This window comes from Nitrospinota bacterium (assembly GCA_016208975.1).
GTDB lineage: Bacteria > Nitrospinota_A > UBA7883 > UBA7883 > JACRLM01 > JACQXA01.
On sequence record JACQXA010000004.1, the window covers coordinates 638,041 to 658,474 of the forward strand.

At 56.9% G+C, this 20,434-nt stretch carries 21 protein-coding genes; 12 read left to right on the forward strand and 9 right to left on the reverse strand.

Annotated elements, in window-relative coordinates; all coding sequences use genetic code 11:
- The first annotated feature begins 50 nt into the window (after positions 1-50).
- Together HY751_06660 and HY751_06665 are read left to right on the forward strand one after the other, a co-directional pair.
- On the forward strand, positions 51-1,391 hold the full coding sequence (locus HY751_06660) for a replication-associated recombination protein A (GenBank protein MBI4666070.1): 1,341 nt from the start codon (positions 51-53) through the stop codon (positions 1,389-1,391).
- A gap of 144 nt (positions 1,392-1,535) precedes the next feature.
- Complete coding sequence (locus tag HY751_06665) at positions 1,536-2,453, forward strand: ATP-binding protein (GenBank protein MBI4666071.1); 918 nt, start codon at positions 1,536-1,538, stop codon at positions 2,451-2,453.
- 10 nt (positions 2,454-2,463) lie between these two features.
- Here the strand turns inward: HY751_06665 and glnD are convergent, their stop codons facing one another.
- Genes glnD through ubiE form a run of 3 tightly spaced genes read right to left on the reverse strand, consistent with a single transcriptional unit; the run spans position 2,464 to position 6,903 of the window.
- Positions 2,464-5,058: a [protein-PII] uridylyltransferase gene (gene glnD, locus HY751_06670; protein ID MBI4666072.1), complete on the reverse strand. Its 2,595-nt coding sequence runs from the start codon at positions 5,056-5,058 to the stop codon at positions 2,464-2,466.
- 37 nt (positions 5,059-5,095) lie between these two features.
- Positions 5,096-6,196 carry a trypsin-like peptidase domain-containing protein gene (locus HY751_06675; GenBank protein ID MBI4666073.1) on the reverse strand — a complete coding sequence of 367 codons (1,101 nt, stop codon included), beginning with the start codon at positions 6,194-6,196 and terminating at the stop codon, positions 5,096-5,098.
- Positions 6,193-6,903: a bifunctional demethylmenaquinone methyltransferase/2-methoxy-6-polyprenyl-1,4-benzoquinol methylase UbiE gene (ubiE, locus tag HY751_06680; protein MBI4666074.1), complete on the reverse strand. Its 711-nt coding sequence runs from the start codon at positions 6,901-6,903 to the stop codon at positions 6,193-6,195. The genes HY751_06675 and ubiE overlap by 4 nt, the downstream gene beginning before the upstream one ends.
- Before the next feature lie 130 nt (positions 6,904-7,033).
- Between ubiE and HY751_06685 the strand changes: the two genes are divergently transcribed.
- From HY751_06685 to HY751_06695, 3 genes are all read left to right on the forward strand, one after another.
- Entirely contained in the window at positions 7,034-7,417 is a 384-nt protein-coding gene (locus tag HY751_06685) for a YkgJ family cysteine cluster protein (protein MBI4666075.1), read from the forward strand.
- A 122-nt stretch (positions 7,418-7,539) separates the two neighbouring features.
- The gene (locus tag HY751_06690; protein MBI4666076.1) at positions 7,540-7,929 is read left to right on the forward strand and encodes a YkgJ family cysteine cluster protein; all 390 of its coding nucleotides are present in this window, start codon (positions 7,540-7,542) and stop codon (positions 7,927-7,929) included.
- A 204-nt stretch (positions 7,930-8,133) separates the two neighbouring features.
- Entirely contained in the window at positions 8,134-8,628 is a 495-nt protein-coding gene (locus tag HY751_06695) for a peptidylprolyl isomerase (protein MBI4666077.1), read from the forward strand.
- Between the two features lie 48 nt (positions 8,629-8,676).
- On the opposite strand, the gene HY751_06700 is transcribed toward HY751_06695, so the two are convergent.
- Both HY751_06700 and HY751_06705 read right to left on the reverse strand, forming a co-directional pair.
- Entirely contained in the window at positions 8,677-9,108 is a 432-nt protein-coding gene (locus HY751_06700) for a hypothetical protein (protein MBI4666078.1), read from the reverse strand.
- Positions 9,105-10,967, reverse strand: coding sequence for a YgiQ family radical SAM protein (locus HY751_06705; GenBank protein MBI4666079.1), 1,863 nt, complete (start codon positions 10,965-10,967; stop codon positions 9,105-9,107). The genes HY751_06700 and HY751_06705 overlap by 4 nt, the downstream gene beginning before the upstream one ends.
- Before the next feature lie 277 nt (positions 10,968-11,244).
- On the opposite strand from HY751_06705, the gene HY751_06710 reads away from it, so the two are divergent.
- Genes HY751_06710 through HY751_06730 form a run of 5 tightly spaced genes read left to right on the forward strand, consistent with a single transcriptional unit; the run spans position 11,245 to position 15,136 of the window.
- Positions 11,245-11,694 (forward strand): hypothetical protein, encoded by a 450-nt coding sequence (locus HY751_06710; GenBank protein ID MBI4666080.1) that lies wholly within the window; start codon positions 11,245-11,247, stop codon positions 11,692-11,694.
- Between the two features lie 40 nt (positions 11,695-11,734).
- Positions 11,735-12,196 (forward strand): chemotaxis protein CheX, encoded by a 462-nt coding sequence (locus HY751_06715; protein MBI4666081.1) that lies wholly within the window; start codon positions 11,735-11,737, stop codon positions 12,194-12,196.
- A 47-nt stretch (positions 12,197-12,243) separates the two neighbouring features.
- Positions 12,244-12,981, forward strand: coding sequence for a glycosyltransferase family 2 protein (locus tag HY751_06720; protein MBI4666082.1), 738 nt, complete (start codon positions 12,244-12,246; stop codon positions 12,979-12,981).
- Positions 12,933-13,619 (forward strand): bacillithiol biosynthesis deacetylase BshB1, encoded by a 687-nt coding sequence (bshB1, locus tag HY751_06725; protein MBI4666083.1) that lies wholly within the window; start codon positions 12,933-12,935, stop codon positions 13,617-13,619. Before HY751_06720 ends, bshB1 begins: the two co-directional genes overlap by 49 nt.
- The gene (locus tag HY751_06730; protein ID MBI4666084.1) at positions 13,616-15,136 is read left to right on the forward strand and encodes a hypothetical protein; all 1,521 of its coding nucleotides are present in this window, start codon (positions 13,616-13,618) and stop codon (positions 15,134-15,136) included. The genes bshB1 and HY751_06730 overlap by 4 nt, the downstream gene beginning before the upstream one ends.
- Here HY751_06730 and HY751_06735 read toward each other — a convergent pair.
- On the reverse strand, positions 15,129-15,764 hold the full coding sequence (locus HY751_06735; protein ID MBI4666085.1) for a PilZ domain-containing protein: 636 nt from the start codon (positions 15,762-15,764) through the stop codon (positions 15,129-15,131). The two genes, HY751_06730 and HY751_06735, sit on opposite strands and share 8 nt — an antisense overlap.
- Positions 15,765-15,863: 99 nt before the next feature.
- Between HY751_06735 and HY751_06740 the strand changes: the two genes are divergently transcribed.
- Positions 15,864-16,523, forward strand: coding sequence for a response regulator (locus tag HY751_06740; protein MBI4666086.1), 660 nt, complete (start codon positions 15,864-15,866; stop codon positions 16,521-16,523).
- A 100-nt stretch (positions 16,524-16,623) separates the two neighbouring features.
- A complete protein-coding gene (locus tag HY751_06745; GenBank protein ID MBI4666087.1) occupies positions 16,624-17,469 on the forward strand; it encodes a hypothetical protein in 846 nt (281 codons plus the stop codon).
- 58 nt (positions 17,470-17,527) lie between these two features.
- Here HY751_06745 and HY751_06750 read toward each other — a convergent pair whose 3' ends face one another.
- The 3 genes from HY751_06750 to HY751_06760 all read right to left on the reverse strand — a co-directional run bounded on the left by HY751_06750 (position 17,528) and on the right by HY751_06760 (position 20,384).
- The gene (locus HY751_06750; protein ID MBI4666088.1) at positions 17,528-18,463 is read right to left on the reverse strand and encodes a DnaJ domain-containing protein; all 936 of its coding nucleotides are present in this window, start codon (positions 18,461-18,463) and stop codon (positions 17,528-17,530) included.
- A gap of 100 nt (positions 18,464-18,563) precedes the next feature.
- The gene (locus tag HY751_06755; protein MBI4666089.1) at positions 18,564-19,607 is read right to left on the reverse strand and encodes an FHA domain-containing protein; all 1,044 of its coding nucleotides are present in this window, start codon (positions 19,605-19,607) and stop codon (positions 18,564-18,566) included.
- A 12-nt stretch (positions 19,608-19,619) separates the two neighbouring features.
- Positions 19,620-20,384, reverse strand: coding sequence for an FHA domain-containing protein (locus HY751_06760; GenBank protein ID MBI4666090.1), 765 nt, complete (start codon positions 20,382-20,384; stop codon positions 19,620-19,622).
- Positions 20,385-20,434 lie beyond the last annotated feature (50 nt).

Consider the following 20,434-nt stretch of genomic DNA (forward strand, 5'->3'; position numbering starts at 1 on the left):
AAACGGCCCTTCTGTCAAGGGCGCCCATCGGCTTGTTATATACTTGCCCCATGGACCTTTTTGAAAACAGCTCCGCCGGGAAGCAGGGCGGCCCGCCAAAACCGCTGGCGGAACGGATGCGGCCCAAGGCTCTTGAGGAGTTTGTGGGTCAGGAAGCCCTGCTGGGCCCGGGCAAACCGCTACGCGCCCTCATAGAGGGCGGAGCCCTGCCATCCATCATTTTCTGGGGTCCGCCAGGCTCCGGGAAGACCACCTTGGCCAGAATAATAGCCCAGGCTATTGAGCGGCATTTCATTGAAATTTCAGCCGTGGCCGCCGGAGTGGCGGAGCTTAGGGACGCTGTTAACTCGGCGCGGCGGGAATGGGACCGCCGCAAACGGCGCACAATCCTGTTCATAGATGAAGTCCACAGGTTCAACAAAACCCAGCAGGACGCCATCCTTCCCCATGTGGAGGCGGGCGAAATAACCATAATCGGCTCTACCACCGAAAATCCCGCTTTCGAGGTTATCCCGGCCCTCCGGTCGCGGCTGAGGATATTCCGGCTGGAACGTCTGACCTTTGATGAAGTTGCGGGAATCGTGCGCCGGGCGCTGGATGAGCAGGAATTGGACATAAAGGGCCGTGGAACCATTTTGGCCGATGGAGCGGCAGAAAGGATTGCCGAGCTTTCCGGGGGAGATGCCCGTGCGGCGCTAAACCTGCTTGAATCAGCTGTTTACGCCTCCACCACCGTGGATGTGGCCTTGATAGACGAGCTTTCCAAAGACACTTCCATCATGTACGACAAGCAGGGGCAGGAGCATTTCGACCACGCATCGGCCTTTCAGAAATCCTTGCGCGGCTCCGACCCGGATGCGGCCATATACTGGCTGGCAAAAATGATCGCCGGGGGGGAGGATCCTCGTTTCATCGCCCGCAGGTTGATGGTGACGGCATCGGAGGATGTGGGGCTGGCCGACCCCACGGCCCTTATCCTGGCCGTGGCCGCCGCCGAGGCCGTTGAGAGGCTGGGCATGCCCGAGGGGAGGATCCCCCTTGCCCACGCGGTTTTGCATGTGGCCACGGCGCCAAAAAGCAATTCCGCTATCACAGCCATAGACTCGGCCCTGGCAGACATCCGCAAGGAAGGCAAAAGCCTGCCCACCCCCGATCATCTCAAAGACACCCATTACAGCGCCGCGAAAGGTTATGGGTTTGGCAAAGGTTACCAGTATCCCCACAATTTCCCCGGCCATTACGTGAAACAGGACTATATGCCCGGGGAGTTGAAAGGCCGGGTTTATTACGAGCCAACCGGCGAAGGGCGGGAGGCGGCCATAGCCGAAAGGATGCGCCGGTTAAAACATGGCGGGCAAGAGTGGAATGACAAATCCGGCGGGCCAAAGTAGAATATGTCAGGTATGTTATTACCTATTTTGTGACAATTTTTAAACGGCGCTGGCTGTAAAGATGGGACGCAAAGTGGTTGGCGGCATAATGGAGATGGCGGGCATGGGGCCAGGCGTTGGCAAAGCTTGGAGGCGTAATAGCTGATGGCTACCCTTGCCCGCACGAAAATGCTGATCATCGAAGGCTCGTCCCCACTTAGGGCGCGGTTAAAAAGCCTTTTTTCGGAGCGGGGTTTTAAGGTCACGGCGCTGGCCTCCCCGGAGAAGGGCATCCATGAGCTAACCGTCCATCATTTCGACATAGCTCTAACCCGGTGCGTGGCCACCGGCACCAAGGGGCTGAAAATATTGCTGGATGGCAAACTTCTACGGCCCGACTCCATTTTCATCCTCATGGCCAGCCATGTGACCAGCGAGGGGGCCATAATGGCCCTGCGCGCCGGCGCGGCGGACCTATTAAGAGAGCCTTTCACCGACACCAATGTTTTAGAGGCCGTAGAAACGGCGCTCATTCCTAAACGGGACGCCATCAACGCCCGCCGGATGTTCTGTTGCCTGAAACGGGAGGAGCGTGAGTTCATGTTCCCCTCCGACGAGGCGGCCATAGGCCCGGCGGTGGACCTTCTGGTGGAGAACCTCTATCGCGCCGGGGTATGCACCCAGATGGAGACAAGGCTTGTGGCCATGGCTCTCACCGAGGCTATAGCCAACGCCGTGTACCACGGGAACCTGACCATAAGCCCACACCTGAAAATCCACCTTTCCAATGAAGAGTTCTCGAAGGAAATAAGCCGCAGGATGGCCTGCGAAAAAACCAAGAGCAGGAAAATCCACATTAAATACGCCATCACCCCAAACGAGGCGCGTTATGTGATAAGCGACGACGGCAAGGGGTTCGATTACAAGGGGGCTTTGGCGGTGGCGGCGCCTTCAGACAGGGACAGGAGCGGCGGCCGGGGCCTTTTCCTGCTCAAGAAGATTATGGACGAGGTGACCTACAACGAAAAAGGCAACGAAGTAACACTTATAAAACGCGCCCGGCGAAAACAGGCCGGGGCCTAAGCGCCACCCTCTACCCCTCCCCCATGGGGCTTGTTATGGCGTGGATGAGCGCGCCGGACAGGGCCGTCTTGGCCGATTCCTCTTCAATCTTCCCCCCCTCCGCCGATGTGACATAAAACACGTTGATCGCCGTGGGGCCTTCGGTGCTTATCTTGGCCGAGGTGATGTCGTAATTGAGCCGGGCGAAGGTGCGCGTTATGTCGTACAGCAGGCCTATGCGGTCTGGCGCCCATATCTCCACCACGGAGTTCGTCTCCGACAGGTGGTTTAGCACTATTATCTGCGGCTCCTGCAGGGCGGGGCCCGCCACCGGCTCCTGCTTCAAATACTTCGTGCGCCGGGCCACCATCTCGGTGAGGTCTTTTTTCCCCTCCAGAAGGTCGGCAAGCTCCACCTCGAACCGGGCCAGCGAATTGGGTTCGGCAATGAGGCTAAGGTTGCCGGACACCGTAAGGGTGTCCAGAGCGGTGTGACCTGCAAGGGTGTGTATCTGCGCCTCCACTATGCTTATGTTCTTGGCGGCGAAGGCCCCGGATATGACCGAGAAAAACCCTATGCGCTCTTGGGCGGCCAGGGTCACTTTGCCGGTCTGGTCTCCCGGATTCGGAGCGAACCTTAACGCCACCCTGGCGCTCCTGAGCCGTTCCACCTGGCGGATGTCCAGGGCCACGGTTTCAGGCTCGGTTTGCCTTATGTACCTCTCTGGCGCCCGGGCCAGGAAAGCGGCCGCATCGGGCTCGAAGGTTTTGGAGCCCATGGCCAGGGCGGACTGGATGGTGAGCGCTTTCAACTGCTCAGCGCTGGACAGGAACATGGTTTCGCCTTCGATGAAATACTGGAGGGCGCTTTCGTACAGCTCGCAGAGAAGCCTGTCTTTCCAGTCGTTCCACACGTCGGGGCCCACGGCGGCTATGTCCGCGTAAGTCAGAAGGTAGAGTTTCCGCAGGTTCACCCTGTCCTTCACGGTTTCCACAAAATGGCGGAGCGTGCCCGGCACCGAAAAGTCGCGCCGCTGGGCGGTGGTGCTCATGAGCAGATGGTTCTGCACAAGAAAACCCACGGCCTCCACCTCGGCCTGTAAACCCAACCGCTCCAGAATGGGCCGGGAGCGGGTGTCTTCCTCCACGGCGTGGCGGTCTTCCGCCCTTTTGCCCAAATCGTGAAGCAGAAGAGCCAGTTTTATTATTTCGGGATCCTTCTTGGCCCTGTAAATATCTTTCATCTGGGGGCATACCGGGGCCGAGTGCGGGATATCCTCCAGCTTGCGCAGGGCGGTAAGCGTATGCTCATCGGTGGAATACCGGTGGAACATGTCGAACTGGGAAAGGCCGGTAATATCGGAAAACTCCGGTATTAGCCGCTGTAAAATCCCCGCGTCGTGGAACAGCGAAACCGCCCGGAAGCTGTGGCGCAATTTTAAAATCCCCATCAGCAGGACGCCGCCGTTCTCCCCCGCAAACCACGAGTCAGGCCCGCCGGAGGCGATCTTTTTAAGACCCCGGAACAGATGGGGTGAGGGCTCCAGCCCCTCCTCCGCCAACCGGGCGCCTATTTTCAACAATATGTCCGGCTCCGGGCCATACTGCGCCGGAGGGAACCCGTTGGCGTAAAGCTTCCCCTCGCTGGCGAACAACCCGTCGGCGTCTATTTTTATCCTTGGCGCCCAGAACCTTCTGCGCTTATAGTCCGTGGCCATCTGGATCATTTCCGTCGCGAACCTGTCCACGGTAAGCGCGGAGTTATAATACTTGCGCATGAGCATGGCCGCGGCCTCGTTGTCGGAGCCTTGGGTGAAACCTTCGGCCCGGGCCACGTCCGGTTGGATGGCGTGAACCAGCCTGTCCGCGGCCTTCCCGGCGCGGAAATGGACGCCGTTTCTTATCCTCAACAGGGTGGAATGGGCGTTCTCCACCGGCTCCACCTCATCTAGCGCCATAAGGCCCCGGGCGGCCATTTCCTGCAGGCTTGGCACGTCCAGCTTGGATTTGATGACCCAAAGGGCCGTGTGGAAATCCCGCAAGCCACCCCGGCTTTCCTTCAAGTCCGGCTCGGTGAGCCGCACGGCGGAGCCGAAAGCCAGGTGACGTTTTTCCATTTCGGCCATTTTGGCGCGGATGAAGTTGTCGGGCTTGTAATGGATCACTTTCCTGGCGTACTGTTTCCGGAACTCGTCGTAAAGCTCCGCGTTGCCGGCCAGGAAACGGCACTCTATCATGGCGGTGCGGGCGGTAATGTCCCCCAGCCCCATGGTGACGGTGTCGGACACCGACCGGGCGCTGTGCCCCACTTTCATCCCCAAATCCCATAACCTGGCCAGCATCTCCGGCGGGGGCATGGATTTCTTGTGATTGTCCCGGAGCAGGAAAAGCAGGTCCACGTCTGAATATGGATTGAGCAGGCCGCGCCCATAGCCACCCAGGGCCACCACCGCGCCCTCAAACTTGCCGGACACGGCGCGGAACAGGCCGGTGATCACATGGTCCACCACATCACAAAGGGCCCGGCACACTTCTATGCCGCCAGCGCCCCGGTCGTGCATGGCCCTTATGGCGGCCCGTCGCTGGTCCATGTACTGCTTAACGGCGGCGGTATCGCTGAATTCCATGGTTTCCGCCGGGCCTGTTTCACTTAACGCCAAGGGGTCACATTCCTCCCACAACCACTGAAAAGGTTACAGGAACTCCGTCCCTGATTATCCCTATTTCCACGTCGCTTCCCGGCGAGGTGGAAAGCACGAAACTTCTCAACCTCCCCGGCCCGTCCACCCGCCGCCCGTCGAAGGATACCACAATATCCCCGGCCTTCAACCCGGCCCTTTCCGCTGGAGAGCGGCGCTCTATCCCGGTCACCAGCGCCCCGGTTTCCCGGTTAAACCGTAACGACCTGGCCAAGTCCTCCGTGAGCGGCTGTAGCTTCACCCCGATCCTGCCCCGGCTAATGGAGCCTTTGGATAAAAGCTCCCTGGCCACGGCCACCGCCACAGGGGCCGGTATGGCGAAACCAATGCCGGAGCCAGGCCCGTAGATGGCAGTGTTTATGCCTACCACGCGTCCGGACATGTCGCAAAGGGGGCCGCCGCTGTCGCCGGGATTAATACTCGCGTCGGTCTGTATAAAATCCTCTATCCCCGCAAGGCCCAGTCCGGAACGGCCCAAGGCGCTTACCACGCCAAGGGATACGCTCCCCTCAAACTCGAATGGGTTGCCCACCAACGCCACAAACTGGCCCGGCAAAACCGCCGCCGGACCGGCGAAAACCGCGGGCGGGGCCTTGGTTGCCCCCTTGGCCCGTAGCACCGCGATGTCGCTTAAGGGGTCTTTACCCAGCAGGGTGGCGTCCTCCTCGATGGGTGAGCCGTAAATTTTCACCGTTATTTTTTTCGCGTTGGCCACCAGGTGATGATTGGTGATGATCCTTCCCTCCCGGTCCATAACCACCCCGGAGCCCACCGACTCCACCTGGTATTTGGTCTCCGCGAAGAGGGTTTGGAGCCTTTCGGCGAAGCTTCCGGGCGATTCATCCCCGGAGCCGGGCTCCTGCTCGACATAAGCGGTGACCCTGGCCACCGAGGGGCGCACTTTTTGCGCCATCAATACCCAATCGCTTTTAGCGCTCGAGTGTTGCCCGTCAACCCGGGCCGGGGCCACGGGGATGATCGAAGGCTGGGGTTTGAAAACGTTGAGGGCTATTGCAAGGCCCAGCGAAGCGCCCGCCAGAAGAGAGACGAACCTTCCAAAAGTCACACCCGGACTCCAGAGTGTATTCCGCATATACCCAACGTAAGCGGCGTGAACCGCACATCAGTGAATCCGGCTTTTTCTATCCGGCTGGAAAATTCCGCGGGGGCCGGAAACTTGTAAACCGAGTCCGGAAGATATTCGTAGGCCGATTTCATGCCTGAGAAAATGCCGCCTACCAGGGGAAGGATCCTCGTGAAGTAAAGCCGGTAGACTTCCGCGAATAAAGGATTGGACGGCGTGGTGAACTCCAGGATAACCAGCCTGCCGCCGGGCTTTACCACCCGCGCCATTTCATTCAGGCCCCGGTCCAGGTCGGCGAAATTCCGCGCGCCGAAAGCGCAGGTGGCCCCGTCGAACTGGGCGTCGGAATATGGAAGGTTGAGGGCGTCGGCGAACTCCACGGTTATTTTCCCGTCCAGCCCGTTCTTTTTCACTTTTTCGCGGCCGATGGTAATCATGTTGTCCGAAAAATCGCCACCGGTCACTTTCCCGGCGCCGGCCATCGCTATTTCGATGGACAGGTCCCCGGTGCCGCAGGCAACGTCCAGAAAACTGCGCCCGTCCAGGGAGCCAAGCTGGGCCACCGCCTGTTTGCGCCAGACGATGTCCACCCCCATGGAGAGCAGATGATTCAAAAAGTCGTACCGGTGGGCGATGGATGAGAACATCCTTCTAACCGCCTCGGATTTTTCCGTAACGCTGTTTTCCATCGTTTAATTATCTCACAAGGCGCAGGGTGGCATAAATCTGGTTTGGCGCTGGCTGGTAAATTATAATGGATGGGGATAATTCGAAAAAAGTCGCCCAATTTTTTTAACAACTCAATTCGTATCAAGGTTTATGAGCGGTAAACAGACCTGTGAAGGATGCCCGGTTTTATGTTGCAGTTGGGTGGGAAGCCGCATCCCCGCGCCCAAAACCAAACGGGAGGAAGAAGCCATGGTCTGGCAACTGGGTTTCCACAACGTGAAGTTTGTCTGGGATGGGGAAATCTGGCACCGCTTTTTTATCACCCGGTGCAAACACTTAAACGACAATAACCTCTGCTCCATTTATCCAAAACGGAGCCATTTTTGCCGGGATCATAACCCGCCCCATTGCGAATATTACACCAAGTGGGAAAGCAAGATTTTCGACTCGCAGGAGGAGTTGAAGCTTTATTTCCAGAAGAACGGGGCAGGCAAGAAGGAACCTCCCCCGCCTGAGGGTAAGGAAGCGGGTTAAGTCCTGACAGCGCCCTTAAACCCGGGAATTTGGTTTGCGAGCCTTCCTGGAATATAATTGCTCCCTGTCTGGCGGAATCCGGCCTGCCGATGGTCCGCCGTTAATTCAATTTAAAGGATGCTATGAGCGAGAAAGCGACTTGCGAAGGGTGCACGGCTATGTGTTGCAAGGGGCTGGAGAGCCATATCCCGCCGCCCAGGACAAAACACGACAAGGAATCGCTGGTGTGGCAACTCCATTTCCACAACACCCGGTTTTTTATTCGAAGCAAACGGTGGTACAGGCTTTCCATGGGGGATTGCAGGTACCTGGACGAAAACAACCGGTGCACAATATACGCCAGAAGGCCCGATATCTGCCGGGAGCATAACCCGCCAAGCTGTGAGTACCATGGCGAGATATTTGACATAATGTTCGAAACGCCGGAAAAACTTAACCGTTATTTCCAGCGGCAGGAGCGGAAAAAGGCACAGGCCAAACCCGGTAAAAACCCGGCCAAGGGTAACGCTTAAACGGCCGGGCTTGAACTGTCCAAAGGCCATCATTCATTGAAAGGGAGTTATTAAATAATGGTTCGAAACTATGCCTCGGCCATGCTGGCCGCCATCATATCGGTCACAATGTTGATGGGCCCGGCGCTGGCTAAAGACAGCCCCACAACCGAAACCAAAAAAACAGAAGCCAAGAGTCAGAAAAAATCAGGAAAGGACGTGAAAATGCAGGAAGTGGGCGTTATTGAAACCAAACACGGGAAGATTGTCATAAAATTCCTGGACGATGTGGCCCCGAAACATGTGGAGAATTTCAAAAAGCTGGCCAAGGCCCACTTTTATGATGGAACCACGTTCCACCGGGTCATCCCAGGCTTCATGATCCAGGGCGGTTGCCCCAACACCAAGGACGCCAAGGCCCGTCACACCCATGGCATGGGCGGCCCGGGTTACACCATCAACGCCGAGTTCAACGCCACTGCCCACAAGCGCGGCATCGTATCCATGGCCAGGGCGCAGGATCCAGACAGCGCTGGCTCACAATTTTTCGTATGCGTGGCCGACGCCAGGTTTTTGGACCGGCAATATTCCGCCTTCGGCGAAGTTATCGAGGGAATGGACGTGGCCGACAAGATAGTCGGTGAACCGCGTGACATGCGGGACAACCCCACGGCGCGCATCGAGATGAAAGTGACGGTCGAGGAGCGGCCGGCCAACTGACCGCTGTGCCAGTTTTGAACGGGGGGCGCGTGATGAACGCGCCCCTTTTTATTTGCCGATCAGCCTGGCCAGGAAACCTTTAGACTCGGCGCAGGATGGTTTCTTAAGGTCCTCTATCTCGCCGGGGCCCGGGGCCACCACCGAAAATACCCACCATGGTGATGGGGAGCTTGTGGAGCATCCGGAGCCGCAATCCGCCGGGTTATATAGCTTTATCATTTTAGGGGAGCCTAAGGTGTGGACATAAGTGAACGGGAACCTGACGCTTAATGCCTTCCGGCCGCAAACGTCCTGCTTAAGCATGTTCATAGTGTCCCCCACCTGGTTTCCCATCATCCGGGCGACATGGTTTTCCTTCCAGTCCACGGCGTAAAAACAGCCCTCCAGCGAGCAGGCCAGAGTGTCGTAATCCTCTTCCAGCAATATTCCGCTCAGCGTGCCTGTAAACAGCCCGCCAAAAGTATATTCATGGCCGCTCACTTCTTTTTCCCTTTCGGAAATTTTCTGGCCGTTCTTTCCGCCGTGGCGGGCCTTTTGGGGCTGTTTTTCCGTTCGTACCCCACCAGTTTATTCCCTCCGTATCCTATCAAATCCTCCCGTCCGGCCATCTTGAGGGCGGCGCGCACGTCATCGGCGTTCTCCGGTTTGAAGTATTGCAGTAGCGCCCGCTGGAACCTCCGCTCCCTGTCCCCCCGGGCGGCATAAACCTTTTTCCCCGTGAGAGGGTCCACCCCTGAATAATAAATGTCCCCCGCCAGTGTCAAAGGCGCCGGAATAAAATCCTGCACCTGCCGGGGCCGGATACTTTTTTCTTTCAGGTATATGGCCAAACCTACCTGCTCTTCTATCCCGCAACCCGGATGGGCCGATATGAAATAGGGGACTATGTACTGCTCCAGCCCGGCTTTTTTTGAGGCGTCCAGGAACAGTTTGGAGAATCTTTCGAACTCCTCTATCCCAGGCTTTCGCATCACCGCCAGGGTCTCGGGGTTTGAATGTTCCGGCGCCACTTTCAGCTGGCCGGAAACATGGTGGGCCGCCAGTTCCTTTATGTATTCCGGGCTCAGGTTCGCCAGGTCGTACCTTACGCCCGACGCCACGAATACTTTTTTAACACCCTTGACGCTACGGGCCTTCTTTAGCATCTCAAGCTGGGGCTTGTGGCTTGTCACCAGATTCTTGCAAACATTCGGATGGACGCACGACTCCCGCCGGCAAACCGCTTCGGCCTTCTGGTCGCCGCATTTCATGCCGTACATGTTGGCGGTTGGTCCGCCTATGTCGGATATATACCCGGCGAAATCCTTCATCTTTTTGACGGAGTCCACCTCGCGCAGGATGGATTCCTCCGACCGGCTCTGGATGGTCTTCCCCTGGTGAACGGTCAAGGCGCAGAAAGCGCATCCGCCAAAACAGCCCCGGATGGCGGTAATGGAGTGCCTTATCATCTCGTAGGCCGGTATTTTCTCCTTGTGCGACGGATGGGGAACGCGGGTGAAAGGCAAATCGTACACCGCGTCCAGCTCTTTCGTGGAAAAAGGCCCGGCGGGCGGGTTCACCTTAAGAAACCTTTCGCCATGTTTCTGGACGAGGGTTTTGGCGCTCCATGGGTTTTGGTTCATATGTATAACCCTCGACGCCCTGGAATATTCAAGCTTGTCGGCATGGGCGGACTCAAACGAAGGTAGCTCTATCACGTCCCGGCCAGAAATGCCTTCGGCCCCGGCCCCGGCCATCACCGCCGTGCCCCGGATGCTTGTCATCTCTTTTAGGGTCTTGCCGGACATCAGTCCTTCAACTATCTCTCCTAACGGCCGCTCGGCCATGCCGTACACGAGCATGTCCGCCTTGGAGTCCGGCAGGATGGACCTTCGCACCTTGTCGCTCCAGTAGTCGTAATGGGCGAAGCGGCGCAGGGAGGCTTCCAGCCCGCCGATGATTATTTTGGCGCCGGGGAAAAGCTCCCGCACCCTGTTGCAATAGGCGATAGTGGCCCGGGGCGGGCGTTTGCCGGATAAGCCGCCTTCGGCGTAAGCGTCGTCGGACCGGGGTTTTTTCTGCGCCGTGTGACGCATGATCATCGAATCCAGGTTGCCTGAAGTGACACCGAAAAACATGGACGGCGCGCCCAGCTTTAAAAAATCGGCGGGATTGCCCAGGTCCGGCGCGGCTATTACGCCTACGCGAAGCCCTAGCGATTCCAGGAATCTGGCCACCACCGCCACGCCGAACGAGGGGTGGTCCACATAAGCGTCGCCGGTGACCAGGATTACATCCAGCGCCTCCCACCCACGGCGTTTGGCTTCTTCCAGTGTGGTGGGGATGAGATTTACATGCATACTAATCAATATTGTACGCCAATAACCGCTTTTTACAAGCGGAGCGTTCTGTAGGTGGTGTCTCAGTTTGAATCTCAAATAGTAGACAGATCCTTCACTTCGCTGGCGCTTCGTTCAGGATGGCAATGTTATCAACGGCTTTTATATTGTCATCCTGGGCGTAAGTGAAGAATCTCCCCTGTACTTTCAAACTGAGACACTGCCGTTATGTAATGAAGCTTGACGCTCCTCTGGAAATAAAGCTACCATTTTAAAGGTTTTTGCCTTTGGTGGAAAATTGCAACCTACAAGAGAATCGGAAAAGGTCGGCAAACTTGTCGACCTGATCGTGGAACGCTATCACGAGATTGAGTCCACCCTGCCGCTATTGAGCAGGGAGTTGACCCATTCCGAGCGCAAAGCGCTCAAAGTGGTGGCGGCAAAAAAACGGGTTACCATAGGCGGTATCGGCTCGGCGCTGGGCGCGCCGCCATCCACAACCACATGGCTTGTTGGGGGACTGGTTGACCGGATGATATTCAAACGGGAGCAGGACGGCAAAGACCGGCGCAAGGTTTGGATAGAGCTGGCCGAGAAAGGCGAGAGCCTGGCCAGGCTGATGGAGCGCATCCCGGACAGGATAGCCGCCGACATACTGTACAAGCTGGAGCCGGGGCAGAGGGAGGCTTTCACTGCGCTCGTGGATACGGCTCTTTCAAGAATTACGGGGCAGGGGGATGTAAAATGAACAACAGGGCAGTTTCCAATTAGAGAGGACCAGGGGGCTGATGAAATCCGAGTACATTAATCCGTTTTTACAGGCTACGCTTAACGTGCTTTCCACCATGGCCAACATACAGGCCGACCCGGGGAAGCCGTACCTTAAGACCGACAAGAAATCCGTGGGCGACATATCGGGGGTCATAGGCCTTACCGGAGCGTCCCGCGGGGCCATAGTTATATCTTTCACCACCGACGCGGTGTGCAAGGTGGTGGGTAGCATGCTTGGAGAGACCTATACAGACCTTTCGCCCGACGTGCGCGACGCCGTCGGTGAGCTTACCAACATGATATCCGGCGACGCGCGCAGGCGGCTTGCTGAACTTGGCATAGTTTTCGAGGCGGGCATACCCACCATAGTGGCCGGGAAAGGGCACGAGATAGAAAGCATCACCAAGGGGCCTGTGGTGGCCATACCCTTCACGGTGGACGGCCACATGTTCGTTGTGGAAGCCTCTTTCGAAGGTTAGGCGCAAAGGCTCCACAACGCCATGCCCTCTGTTGTATCATCGTTCTGATGACGCGAAATCTTGTGGCTGTGCCGGTCTATAACGAGATAGACACGGTTAGAAGCGTGATGGAGAGGATAAGGGCCTTTCACGCGGGGGACGTGCTGGCGGTGGATGATGGCTCCACTGACGGCTCGGCGGAAGCCCTCAAAAACCTCGGCTGGCTCAAAATACTCTCCCACACCCGCAACCTGGGGTATGGGCAAAGCCTTATCGACGGCTTAAAGTACGCCATGGACGAAGGGTACGACTTGGTGGTAACCATGGATTGCGACGAACAGCACGAACCGGCCCTGATACCCCAGATGTTCTCATCCATCGGCGGCTATGACGTGTTGTCCGGCTCGCGTTACCTGACCGAGAGGCTGGAGAACGACCCCGCCCCCGGCGACAGGCTTTCCATAAACCGCAGGATCACCGACATCATAAACCGAGTCACCGGGTTCAACCTGACGGACTCTTTTTGCGGATTCAAATGTTACCGGGTTTCAGCCCTTCGCGCCCTTGCGCTTGACGAACCCGGATACGCCCAGCCCCTGCAATTCTGGATACAGGCTTTCAAGTTTGGCCTGTCGGTAAAAGAGGCTCCAATCCCGAGAATATATAAAAATTTAAACCGCTCCTTCGGAGCCGTTTTGGACGACCCTGAAAAACGGTTCGAATATTACAGGCAGGTAATCGAAAAGGAGATTCAGCGATGGTCCATATCCTCGCCGTTGGGGCGCACCCGGACGACATCGAGCTAGGTTTCGGCGGCTCCATAGCCCGGTTTGTGGAAGAGGGGTTTTCTGTGGCCCTGCTGGACCTTACAAATGGCGAACCCACCCCGAAAGGGGACCCAGTGACCCGTGCGAAGGAATGCGCCCAAGCCACAGAGATCCTGGGGGTGAAAACCCGCATAACCCTGGACCTGCCCAACCGGACGCTCACCGACACGGTGGAGGCCCGTGTGAAAGTGGCGGAGGTTTACAGGGAACTGCGGCCGGAAATGATTTTCCTCCACGGCGAGACCGACGCCCACCCGGACCACATGGCCGCGTGGCAAATAGCCCACAAGGCCCGGTTCCACGCCAAGCTCACAAAGACCGATATGAAAGGTGAGCCGTGGTACCCCAAAAAAGAGTTTCTGTTCCTGGCGTCGCATCTGAACCTCCAGGTTGATCCGGCGTTCATTCTGGACGTTTCTTCCACGTTCGAAAAAAAGCTGGAAGCCGCCCGCGCCTACAAATCCCAGTTCGCCGCCAACGGCAGGGAAGAGTTCCTGATAGAGAAACTCACCGCCCACGCCTCCCATTATGGAAGCCTCATCGGCGTTAAATACGGCGAGCCTGTCATGCTCAAAGAGCCGCTGGGCCTTGCCTCCGTGCGGGACATAATTCTTTGAGCCATTTTTCATTCGCCGTCCCCACGGAAAACGGAGCCCTGTTCGCCCTGCCTCCGCAAAAAGAATACGGCAGACTGCTTCAGGAAAACGTGTCGGCGCCCATGGACGCTCCGGTGGAGGGCGAAAAACTATCAAAGCTGGCTGAAGAAGCCCGGCGGGAAACGCTAAAATTGGCCGTGGATTATACCCGCAGACTTGGCGTGGAGACGCCTGGACCGGGCGGAAGCGTAAAAATAATTGCGTCAGGACATCAGCCCGGCTTTTATCATCCCGGCGTGGCGGTGAAAGGTTTTGCGCTGTCAAGGATGGCAAGAGAGACCGGCTCCGCCGCCCTTTTCGTTTCGGTGGATTCCGACGAGTTCGATAACGGCGAGGCGCTTTTCCCCTTGGTGGACAACGGGCTGGTGGCAAAAAAAACCGTGGCGCTATACCCGGCCGGAGGAGCCAACCTTTTCGAAACCGTTCCCCATCAGCCATGGCTCCGGTTCATGGAAAAACTTTTAGAGTCCGGGAAATCACTAGACCACCCGCTTCTTGGAAGCCACAAGGAAGCTATGGGGAGTTTTTTGAGCCGCGTCAGCGGCGGGACTCCATGCGACGGGTTTGATTACACCTCCAGGGCCATATTGCTACGGCGCGCGTGGCAGAGGCCCGCCGGTTGCGATTGTCTGGAGATACCCGTTTCATTAATGGTACAAACCCGGGCTTTCCGGGTGTTCGCCAGCGACATGCTCCGCAGAGCCGCGGAGCTGGCCGCTATTTATAACGATGAATTGGCCCGGTACCGTAAAGAACGAAAACTCCGATACCCCGCAAATCCGTTTCCGGACTTGACGGCCCGGGGGGATAGTGTGGAAACCCCATTCTGGCTTGTGAACGGGAAAAAACGGGAAAGGCTTTTCGTTTCATCGCGCCCGGGGGGGATATTTATTTCCGGTGAAACCCCGGGTGAAATCCCGTTGGAGCGCCTGTTTGAAGGAACACTGGCCATCAGGCCCAAAGCCATGATCCTTTCAATGTACATGCGCCTTTTCGTGTGCGGTTTTTTCATCCACGGCGTGGGGGGCGCAAAATACGATTTGATAACCGACGCCATAATCAGGAGGTTTTATCCCGGCGTAATACCACCGGCTTATGGCTGTCTTTCAGCCACCATGGCGTTGGATGCGCAAGTGGAAGACCCAGCCCCGCGAATCGCGCAGATAACCTTTACCATGAGGGACATGGAACAGCATCCCGAAAAATATGGGGCCGGGCAAGCGGCGAAAGCAATGGCGAAAGAGAAGGCCCGCCTTGTGGGGGCCATCCTGAAAACCGGCGCTGACAAAAAAACCTTGGGGCTGAAAATAAAAGAGCTGAATGCCAGCATGACGGCGGCTTTGGCGCAGGAGAGGGGAAGCCTGACCAATCAACTGGCCGCCCTGGCGTCGTTGGTGGATCAAATAGAGGCGGTGGCTGAACGCCGGTACCCTTATTTCCTTTTCCAGCCCCAGCGCGTAGCTACGCTTGTTAAATAAGGGTGGCGGGGTTTATGTACTCCCCGCAGTCCGGGCAATAGATATTTCCGGGCCGCTTCTGGCTTTCCACGCAGTCCATATGGATCTCCCCTGTATCGGAGATGTGCATCCCGGAAAACATGAACACCTCCCCGGCGATGGTGAAGGGGGATGATTTCTCGGAGGTTATCACGAACGGCGTTAATTCCTTGGTGAACTGTTCGAACGACTCGAAGGCGTAAACCTCCACACCGTCCTTTTCTTCCGGATGGCTGGAGCCCATCTCCGGTTGCAGTTCAATTATTTTCGCGATGTGCGTTTTTATGGGATCCTCCAACGGATCAAACTCTATCCCTATCGTTTTCCCGCCGGAGCCCGGCAGAACGTGGGCTATTTGGCCTGAAACGGTAAAATTGTCCATCACATAACTGATTACCTGCATTTGGGCCGCCAGACCGTTCAGGTTTAGCCCCCGCTCCATGACTATGGCGAACCGCTCCGACGAATCTGCGCTCAATGAGATCCCAGCGCCGGACATGGAAAGGTTTCGCACCTCGCCAGAAAATGGAAACACCCTGCCGCCATCCAGGAAAACGAACCCCCTGGCCTGGATTATCATGTTGGCCCTGGCGTGGCGCCTGCGTTCCATCGGGTTAAAATTCCGCCTGTTTTGTCAAATACATCGCTAATAAGTTAACATGGTGTTAAAATACAGTAAAATTTGGCGTAAATGTCTTAAAACGGCGTGATGAGCAAAATCCTCGTAGTCGATGACGACCCGAACATAGCGCTTCTTGTGCAGATGACCCTGTCCAAAAGGCCGGACTTCCATGTGAGGGTGGCCAACAACGGCCGGGAGGCGCTGGAAATAGTAACCGACTACTCGCCGGACCTTATTCTGCTGGATATCATGATGCCCGACATAGACGGGTTCGAGGTTTGCCGGAGGATAAAGGAAAACGACGCCACCAAGTTCATCCCCATCATAATGATCTCCGCCAAGAGCGAGATCGGCGACAAGCTCCACGGGATGGACATAGGGGCCAACGATTACATCACCAAACCGTTCAATCCCGAAGAGCTACTGGCGCGGGTGGCGGCTCATTTGCGGATAAAATCGCTGGAAGACGAGCTTGCGGCCAAGAAGGAACTGGAGGCGGCGCTGAAAATGTCCATCACCCTCCAGCATGAAATAAACAACCCTCTCACCGGCATCATAGGAAACGTGGAGCTATTGCGCGACTGGCGCAAGCTGAAACCCAACGAGCTGGACGAGGCGCTGGACGATGTGCTGAGCCTTTCCATGCGGGTGAAAGAAATTGTCCACCAGCTCTCGCGGCTGTCGAAAGTGGTGCCCACCACCTACGTGCGCGGGAGCGAAATGATAGACATAGAGAAATCGGCATAGAAGGGCTGATAAACAAGCCGGAGACTTTATCGTGCCCTATCTTGATCCGCCGCACAGCCTTACCACAAGCCCCGCCTCAAAGTGGCGTGCGTCCGGCGCCATGACGCTTGTCGTTGTTGCCATATGCGTGCTAGTGGGAATCGGCCTGCTGGGCCGGATTTTGACCCGCCCTGCGTTGCATGTACGCGGCGACATGGATTATATCGCCCTTGCCATAGGGGGCATATGCCTGATCACCGGCTTGTTACAAGGATCTGTCTGGCTCTATCACTGGGCCGTTGCCCGGTCCATCCGTCATGCTCCAGCCGCATGGATGAGGGATTATCATTGGCCCCGCGCCGGAATAAACGATGGGGCGGCCCTGGCATTGCTCAAGAATTGCGCTGGGATGCTGGTTAACGGTATCTGGCTTGCGCCGTTTCATTGGTTGGCTTACAACACTCCCGAGGCGAGGCTCGCTTTTTTGCCCTTGGGGATTCTTGATATTATCTGGCTGGTACTGCTCTTTTTTGTCTTGCGCCAAGCCTCGCGGTTTTTCCGGTTTGGCGCAGGCAGGCTGATATATGGAGCGGTTCCTTACTTGTTGGGTGAACGTTTGGAAGCGGTCTTTGTCGGGAGCCAGGTTCTGGCGGGGACCAAGGCGGAGGCCGAATTGCGGCAGGTCAGGGAAAAATGGGAGACACGGCGATCCTTTAACAGGAACGAAACCATGCTCTATACCACCAAGCATTACTCGGATACCCGGCCGCTCACCATTTCACCCTCCGGCCGGGCCACGTTGGCGTTTGATCTTCCGCCGGAAGGACCCTCCACATACCTTGGCGGAGCCCCCCAGGATATCCTTTACTGGGAGGTCGTTGTCCGCGTGAACCGCCCCGGGCTGGATTATGAAGGGATATTCCTGGTTCCCGTATATGGCGCGGCGGATGGGCCGCTAGCGGCGTAAGACAGCGCAGTTATAACTGTCCGTAAGCGATTGAAATAATCCCGGGCGAAAGCGCCTTTTATAAACCCGTTTCCGCGAGCTTTTCCGCCAGTTTCTTTTGTTCCTCGGTGGGATGGGCGGGGGCGTAAACTTTCAGCTTCACGTACAGGTCGCCATGCCCCCCTTTCATTTTGGACGCGCCCTGCCCTTTTATCCGGATAAGCTTTTCAGGATCGGCCCCCGCGGTAATTTTTAAATGCCGCTCGCCGGACAATGTGGGCGCGGCCACCGTACCCCCTAACACCAGCGTGGAGTAGCGCACCGGGGCGTCCACATACAGGTCAGCGCCCTCCCGTTTGAAAACCGGGTCTTCGGCCACGTTAACCACAATGTAAACGTCTCCCGGCTGGCCGCCGCGCGTAGCCTTGCCCCCTTTGCCCCTGGCGCGGAGCTTGGCCCCGGTCTCTACCCCGGCGGGGATTTTTATCGCCACCGAAAGGACCCCTTCCGGCGTTTGGAGGGTAATTTTACGTTCACACCCGGAAATTGCCTCATGCAAGGTGATGGTTATGGACGTTTCGTAATCCTGCCCGCGCGAGGATCCGCCGCCAAACTGGTCGAACCCGAATCCGCCCCCCCTGCCGCCGCCGGAAGTGTAAGTTTCGAACCGGGTCCCTCCGCCGCCGGGTCCTCCGAAAATAAAGCTGAACATATCACCGCCCATTCCCATTTCCCGCAGGATGTCCTGGATGGAGCCGCCGCTGAAAATGTCTTCCCGGCTGAAGGTCTGGCGGAACCTGTCATGCCCGAACCGGTCATACTGGGCGCGTTTATCCTTGTCGGAAAGCACGGCATAGGCTTCGCTGATTTCCTTGAATTTAGCCTCGGCCTGATCCTTATTATCCAGGTTCTTGTCTGGATGCCATCGTTTTGCCAGCTTCCGGTAGGCTTTCTTGAGTTCCTCATCCGACACCCCCCTGGGAACGCCTAGTATCTCGTAATAGTCCTTTGCCATACCTTCATTTCGTTAAAGGGTCACCTGGCGAAAACCGCCTTTCAAACGTTGTCATCAAACCCCTAAGGCCCAAGTCAAGGCATGCCCCGCCCCATCGGCACTACGGAATATACACGGCCACCTTGGTGTCGCCAACCATAATGTTGTCGTTGTTCTTGAGCAGGGCTGGATCGTGGGGGTTCAAAGGTTTGCCATTTAATGACGAGCCGTTGGTGCTACCCATGTCCACGTAGAACCAGCTTTCGGTCACGTTGTCGTAAACTATTTTCGCGTGACGGCGGGACACCTGGGTGTCGTAAAGGCAAATGTCGTTTTCCGGGTTCCGCACGTTGCCAATGTTCAGGTCCCGGTTCTTTTTCAGCGGATACCTTTCCCACGAGTCCCCCTTTTGCACTCTTAAGGCCGGCTCAAGCAACCGTTGCGGATCGGAACCCACCATTTCCTCGGGGATGGACATGGTTTTGTCGCCGTCAAAATCTTTCGCCCCGTTTTGAGGGGGCGTGGAAGGCACGGGAGTAGGCGGCGTTTTTAACGCGGGCTCAGATGCCCTTTCAGGCGCCTTCTTAGCCTCGGGCTGGCCGAACTTCACTTCATCATGGCCGAATTCCTTTTCCACAAGGGCCTCCGCGGACAGTTTCTGGGTTCTTACTATCTTTTCCTTGCCGGACTTTTCCCCGGCCACCCTCAGCTCGTCCCCTCCCTGCCTGTTGACTACCCTGCGCAGGAACGCCAGCCCGTCCTGTATCCAGCTTTCATTGGCCGACTCGGAGGAAAGCGCCCGGCACATCTCGTCCCGCTGGGCCACGTAACTGGCGTTGTCGTACTCGCCGGACTGGCTCCGCATCCGGTTAATCATTATTTCCTTTTTCAGCGACCGCACATTCTCGGAAACCTCCCGGAGGCTGGACTTAAGGTCTTCTATAAGCTCCTCAGCCTCCTTGGCCGACGGGCTTATGCTCCGCTCCATTTCGTCCACTGTCCTCGCCACTTCGTCCATTTGCGCCCTGTACCGGGCTTCCAGTTCCGCATACAGGTTCTTTTTCCTCTCCACGGCCAGTGTAAGGGAATAAAGCTTCTTCTGTTTTTCTTTCAGGGAGCGATAGTCCTGGTTGTTGAACAGCTCGTCGAATTTTGAAATTCCCATTTTCGTTTCCGATCAAAAATAGAAAATAACCGCCATAACGATGGCCAGCGCCGCCAAAACCGCCATAATCGCAAACTTCCCCTTTTTCCTGGCCACCTGTTGACGGATGGATGAGGAACTTATGCCCATATCCATCATTGTCATATCCGCATCCTTGAACGAGGCGGGGGCAGGTGGTTTAACCGTCTGGCTTTTCCTCCCGGCGGCGGCGGAAACCGGCGTGGCGTTCTGTTTGAGTTTGGATATAAGCGCCACGCGCCAAAGCTCGTTGCGGTCCATAACCCTGTCCAGCGCCTCGTCCAGCGCCTGGTTCAAGGCGGCCCCTCCTAACCCGAGCCCGGCCACGCGGCCCAGCACGTCCTCCTCCCTCACTTTGCGCAGGTCGCCCCGCTCAAGGAAAAGTTTTAAGGCCGGAAGGTCTGTAACTTCCGGGAGAGTCAACGGGCTCGTGATGGAGGATGTGTATTTCACGTCGAACCTCAGCACGCCCATCTTAACCACATCACCTTCACGCAATGTGACGGGGGTTGTGATGCGGGAGTCGTTCACATACACCCCATTGCTGGAGCGTTTGCCGTCCACCCCGTCCTCAATGAGCGTCCGCCCGTTATCCACCAGCACACGGGCGTGTTTTTTCGATATGGATGTGTCTGGAAGGCAGATTTCGCAAGCGGGGTCTCGCCCTATCAACAAACCGTTCTTGTTGAGGGGATACACCTTCTCCTCCCCCTTTTGGCCGCTCACGTAAAGGCATAGCGACGCGTCATGTTCGCTCATCCAACCACCTGCCAGTTTGACCAAAACATAGGGTGGATTTTAGCACACGC

Coding starts and splice junctions, on each gene's coding strand:
- ubiE (MBI4666074.1), bottom strand. CDS start 6,903: ATGGAAAACAGCGTTACGGAAAAATCCGAGGCGGTTAGAAGGATGTTC.
- HY751_06665 (MBI4666071.1), top strand. CDS start 1,536: ATGGCTACCCTTGCCCGCACGAAAATGCTGATCATCGAAGGCTCGTCC.
- HY751_06745 (MBI4666087.1), top strand. CDS start 16,624: ATGACGCTTGTCGTTGTTGCCATATGCGTGCTAGTGGGAATCGGCCTG.
- HY751_06690 (MBI4666076.1), top strand. CDS start 7,540: ATGAGCGAGAAAGCGACTTGCGAAGGGTGCACGGCTATGTGTTGCAAG.
- HY751_06715 (MBI4666081.1), top strand. CDS start 11,735: ATGAAATCCGAGTACATTAATCCGTTTTTACAGGCTACGCTTAACGTG.
- glnD (MBI4666072.1), bottom strand. CDS start 5,058: ATGGAATTCAGCGATACCGCCGCCGTTAAGCAGTACATGGACCAGCGA.
- HY751_06705 (MBI4666079.1), bottom strand. CDS start 10,967: ATGCATGTAAATCTCATCCCCACCACACTGGAAGAAGCCAAACGCCGT.
- HY751_06750 (MBI4666088.1), bottom strand. CDS start 18,463: ATGGCAAAGGACTATTACGAGATACTAGGCGTTCCCAGGGGGGTGTCG.
- HY751_06720 (MBI4666082.1), top strand. CDS start 12,244: ATGACGCGAAATCTTGTGGCTGTGCCGGTCTATAACGAGATAGACACG.
- HY751_06755 (MBI4666089.1), bottom strand. CDS start 19,607: ATGGGAATTTCAAAATTCGACGAGCTGTTCAACAACCAGGACTATCGC.
- HY751_06685 (MBI4666075.1), top strand. CDS start 7,034: ATGAGCGGTAAACAGACCTGTGAAGGATGCCCGGTTTTATGTTGCAGT.
- HY751_06740 (MBI4666086.1), top strand. CDS start 15,864: ATGAGCAAAATCCTCGTAGTCGATGACGACCCGAACATAGCGCTTCTT.
- HY751_06760 (MBI4666090.1), bottom strand. CDS start 20,384: ATGAGCGAACATGACGCGTCGCTATGCCTTTACGTGAGCGGCCAAAAG.
- HY751_06660 (MBI4666070.1), top strand. CDS start 51: ATGGACCTTTTTGAAAACAGCTCCGCCGGGAAGCAGGGCGGCCCGCCA.
- HY751_06695 (MBI4666077.1), top strand. CDS start 8,134: ATGCAGGAAGTGGGCGTTATTGAAACCAAACACGGGAAGATTGTCATA.
- HY751_06735 (MBI4666085.1), bottom strand. CDS start 15,764: ATGGAACGCAGGCGCCACGCCAGGGCCAACATGATAATCCAGGCCAGG.
- bshB1 (MBI4666083.1), top strand. CDS start 12,933: ATGGTCCATATCCTCGCCGTTGGGGCGCACCCGGACGACATCGAGCTA.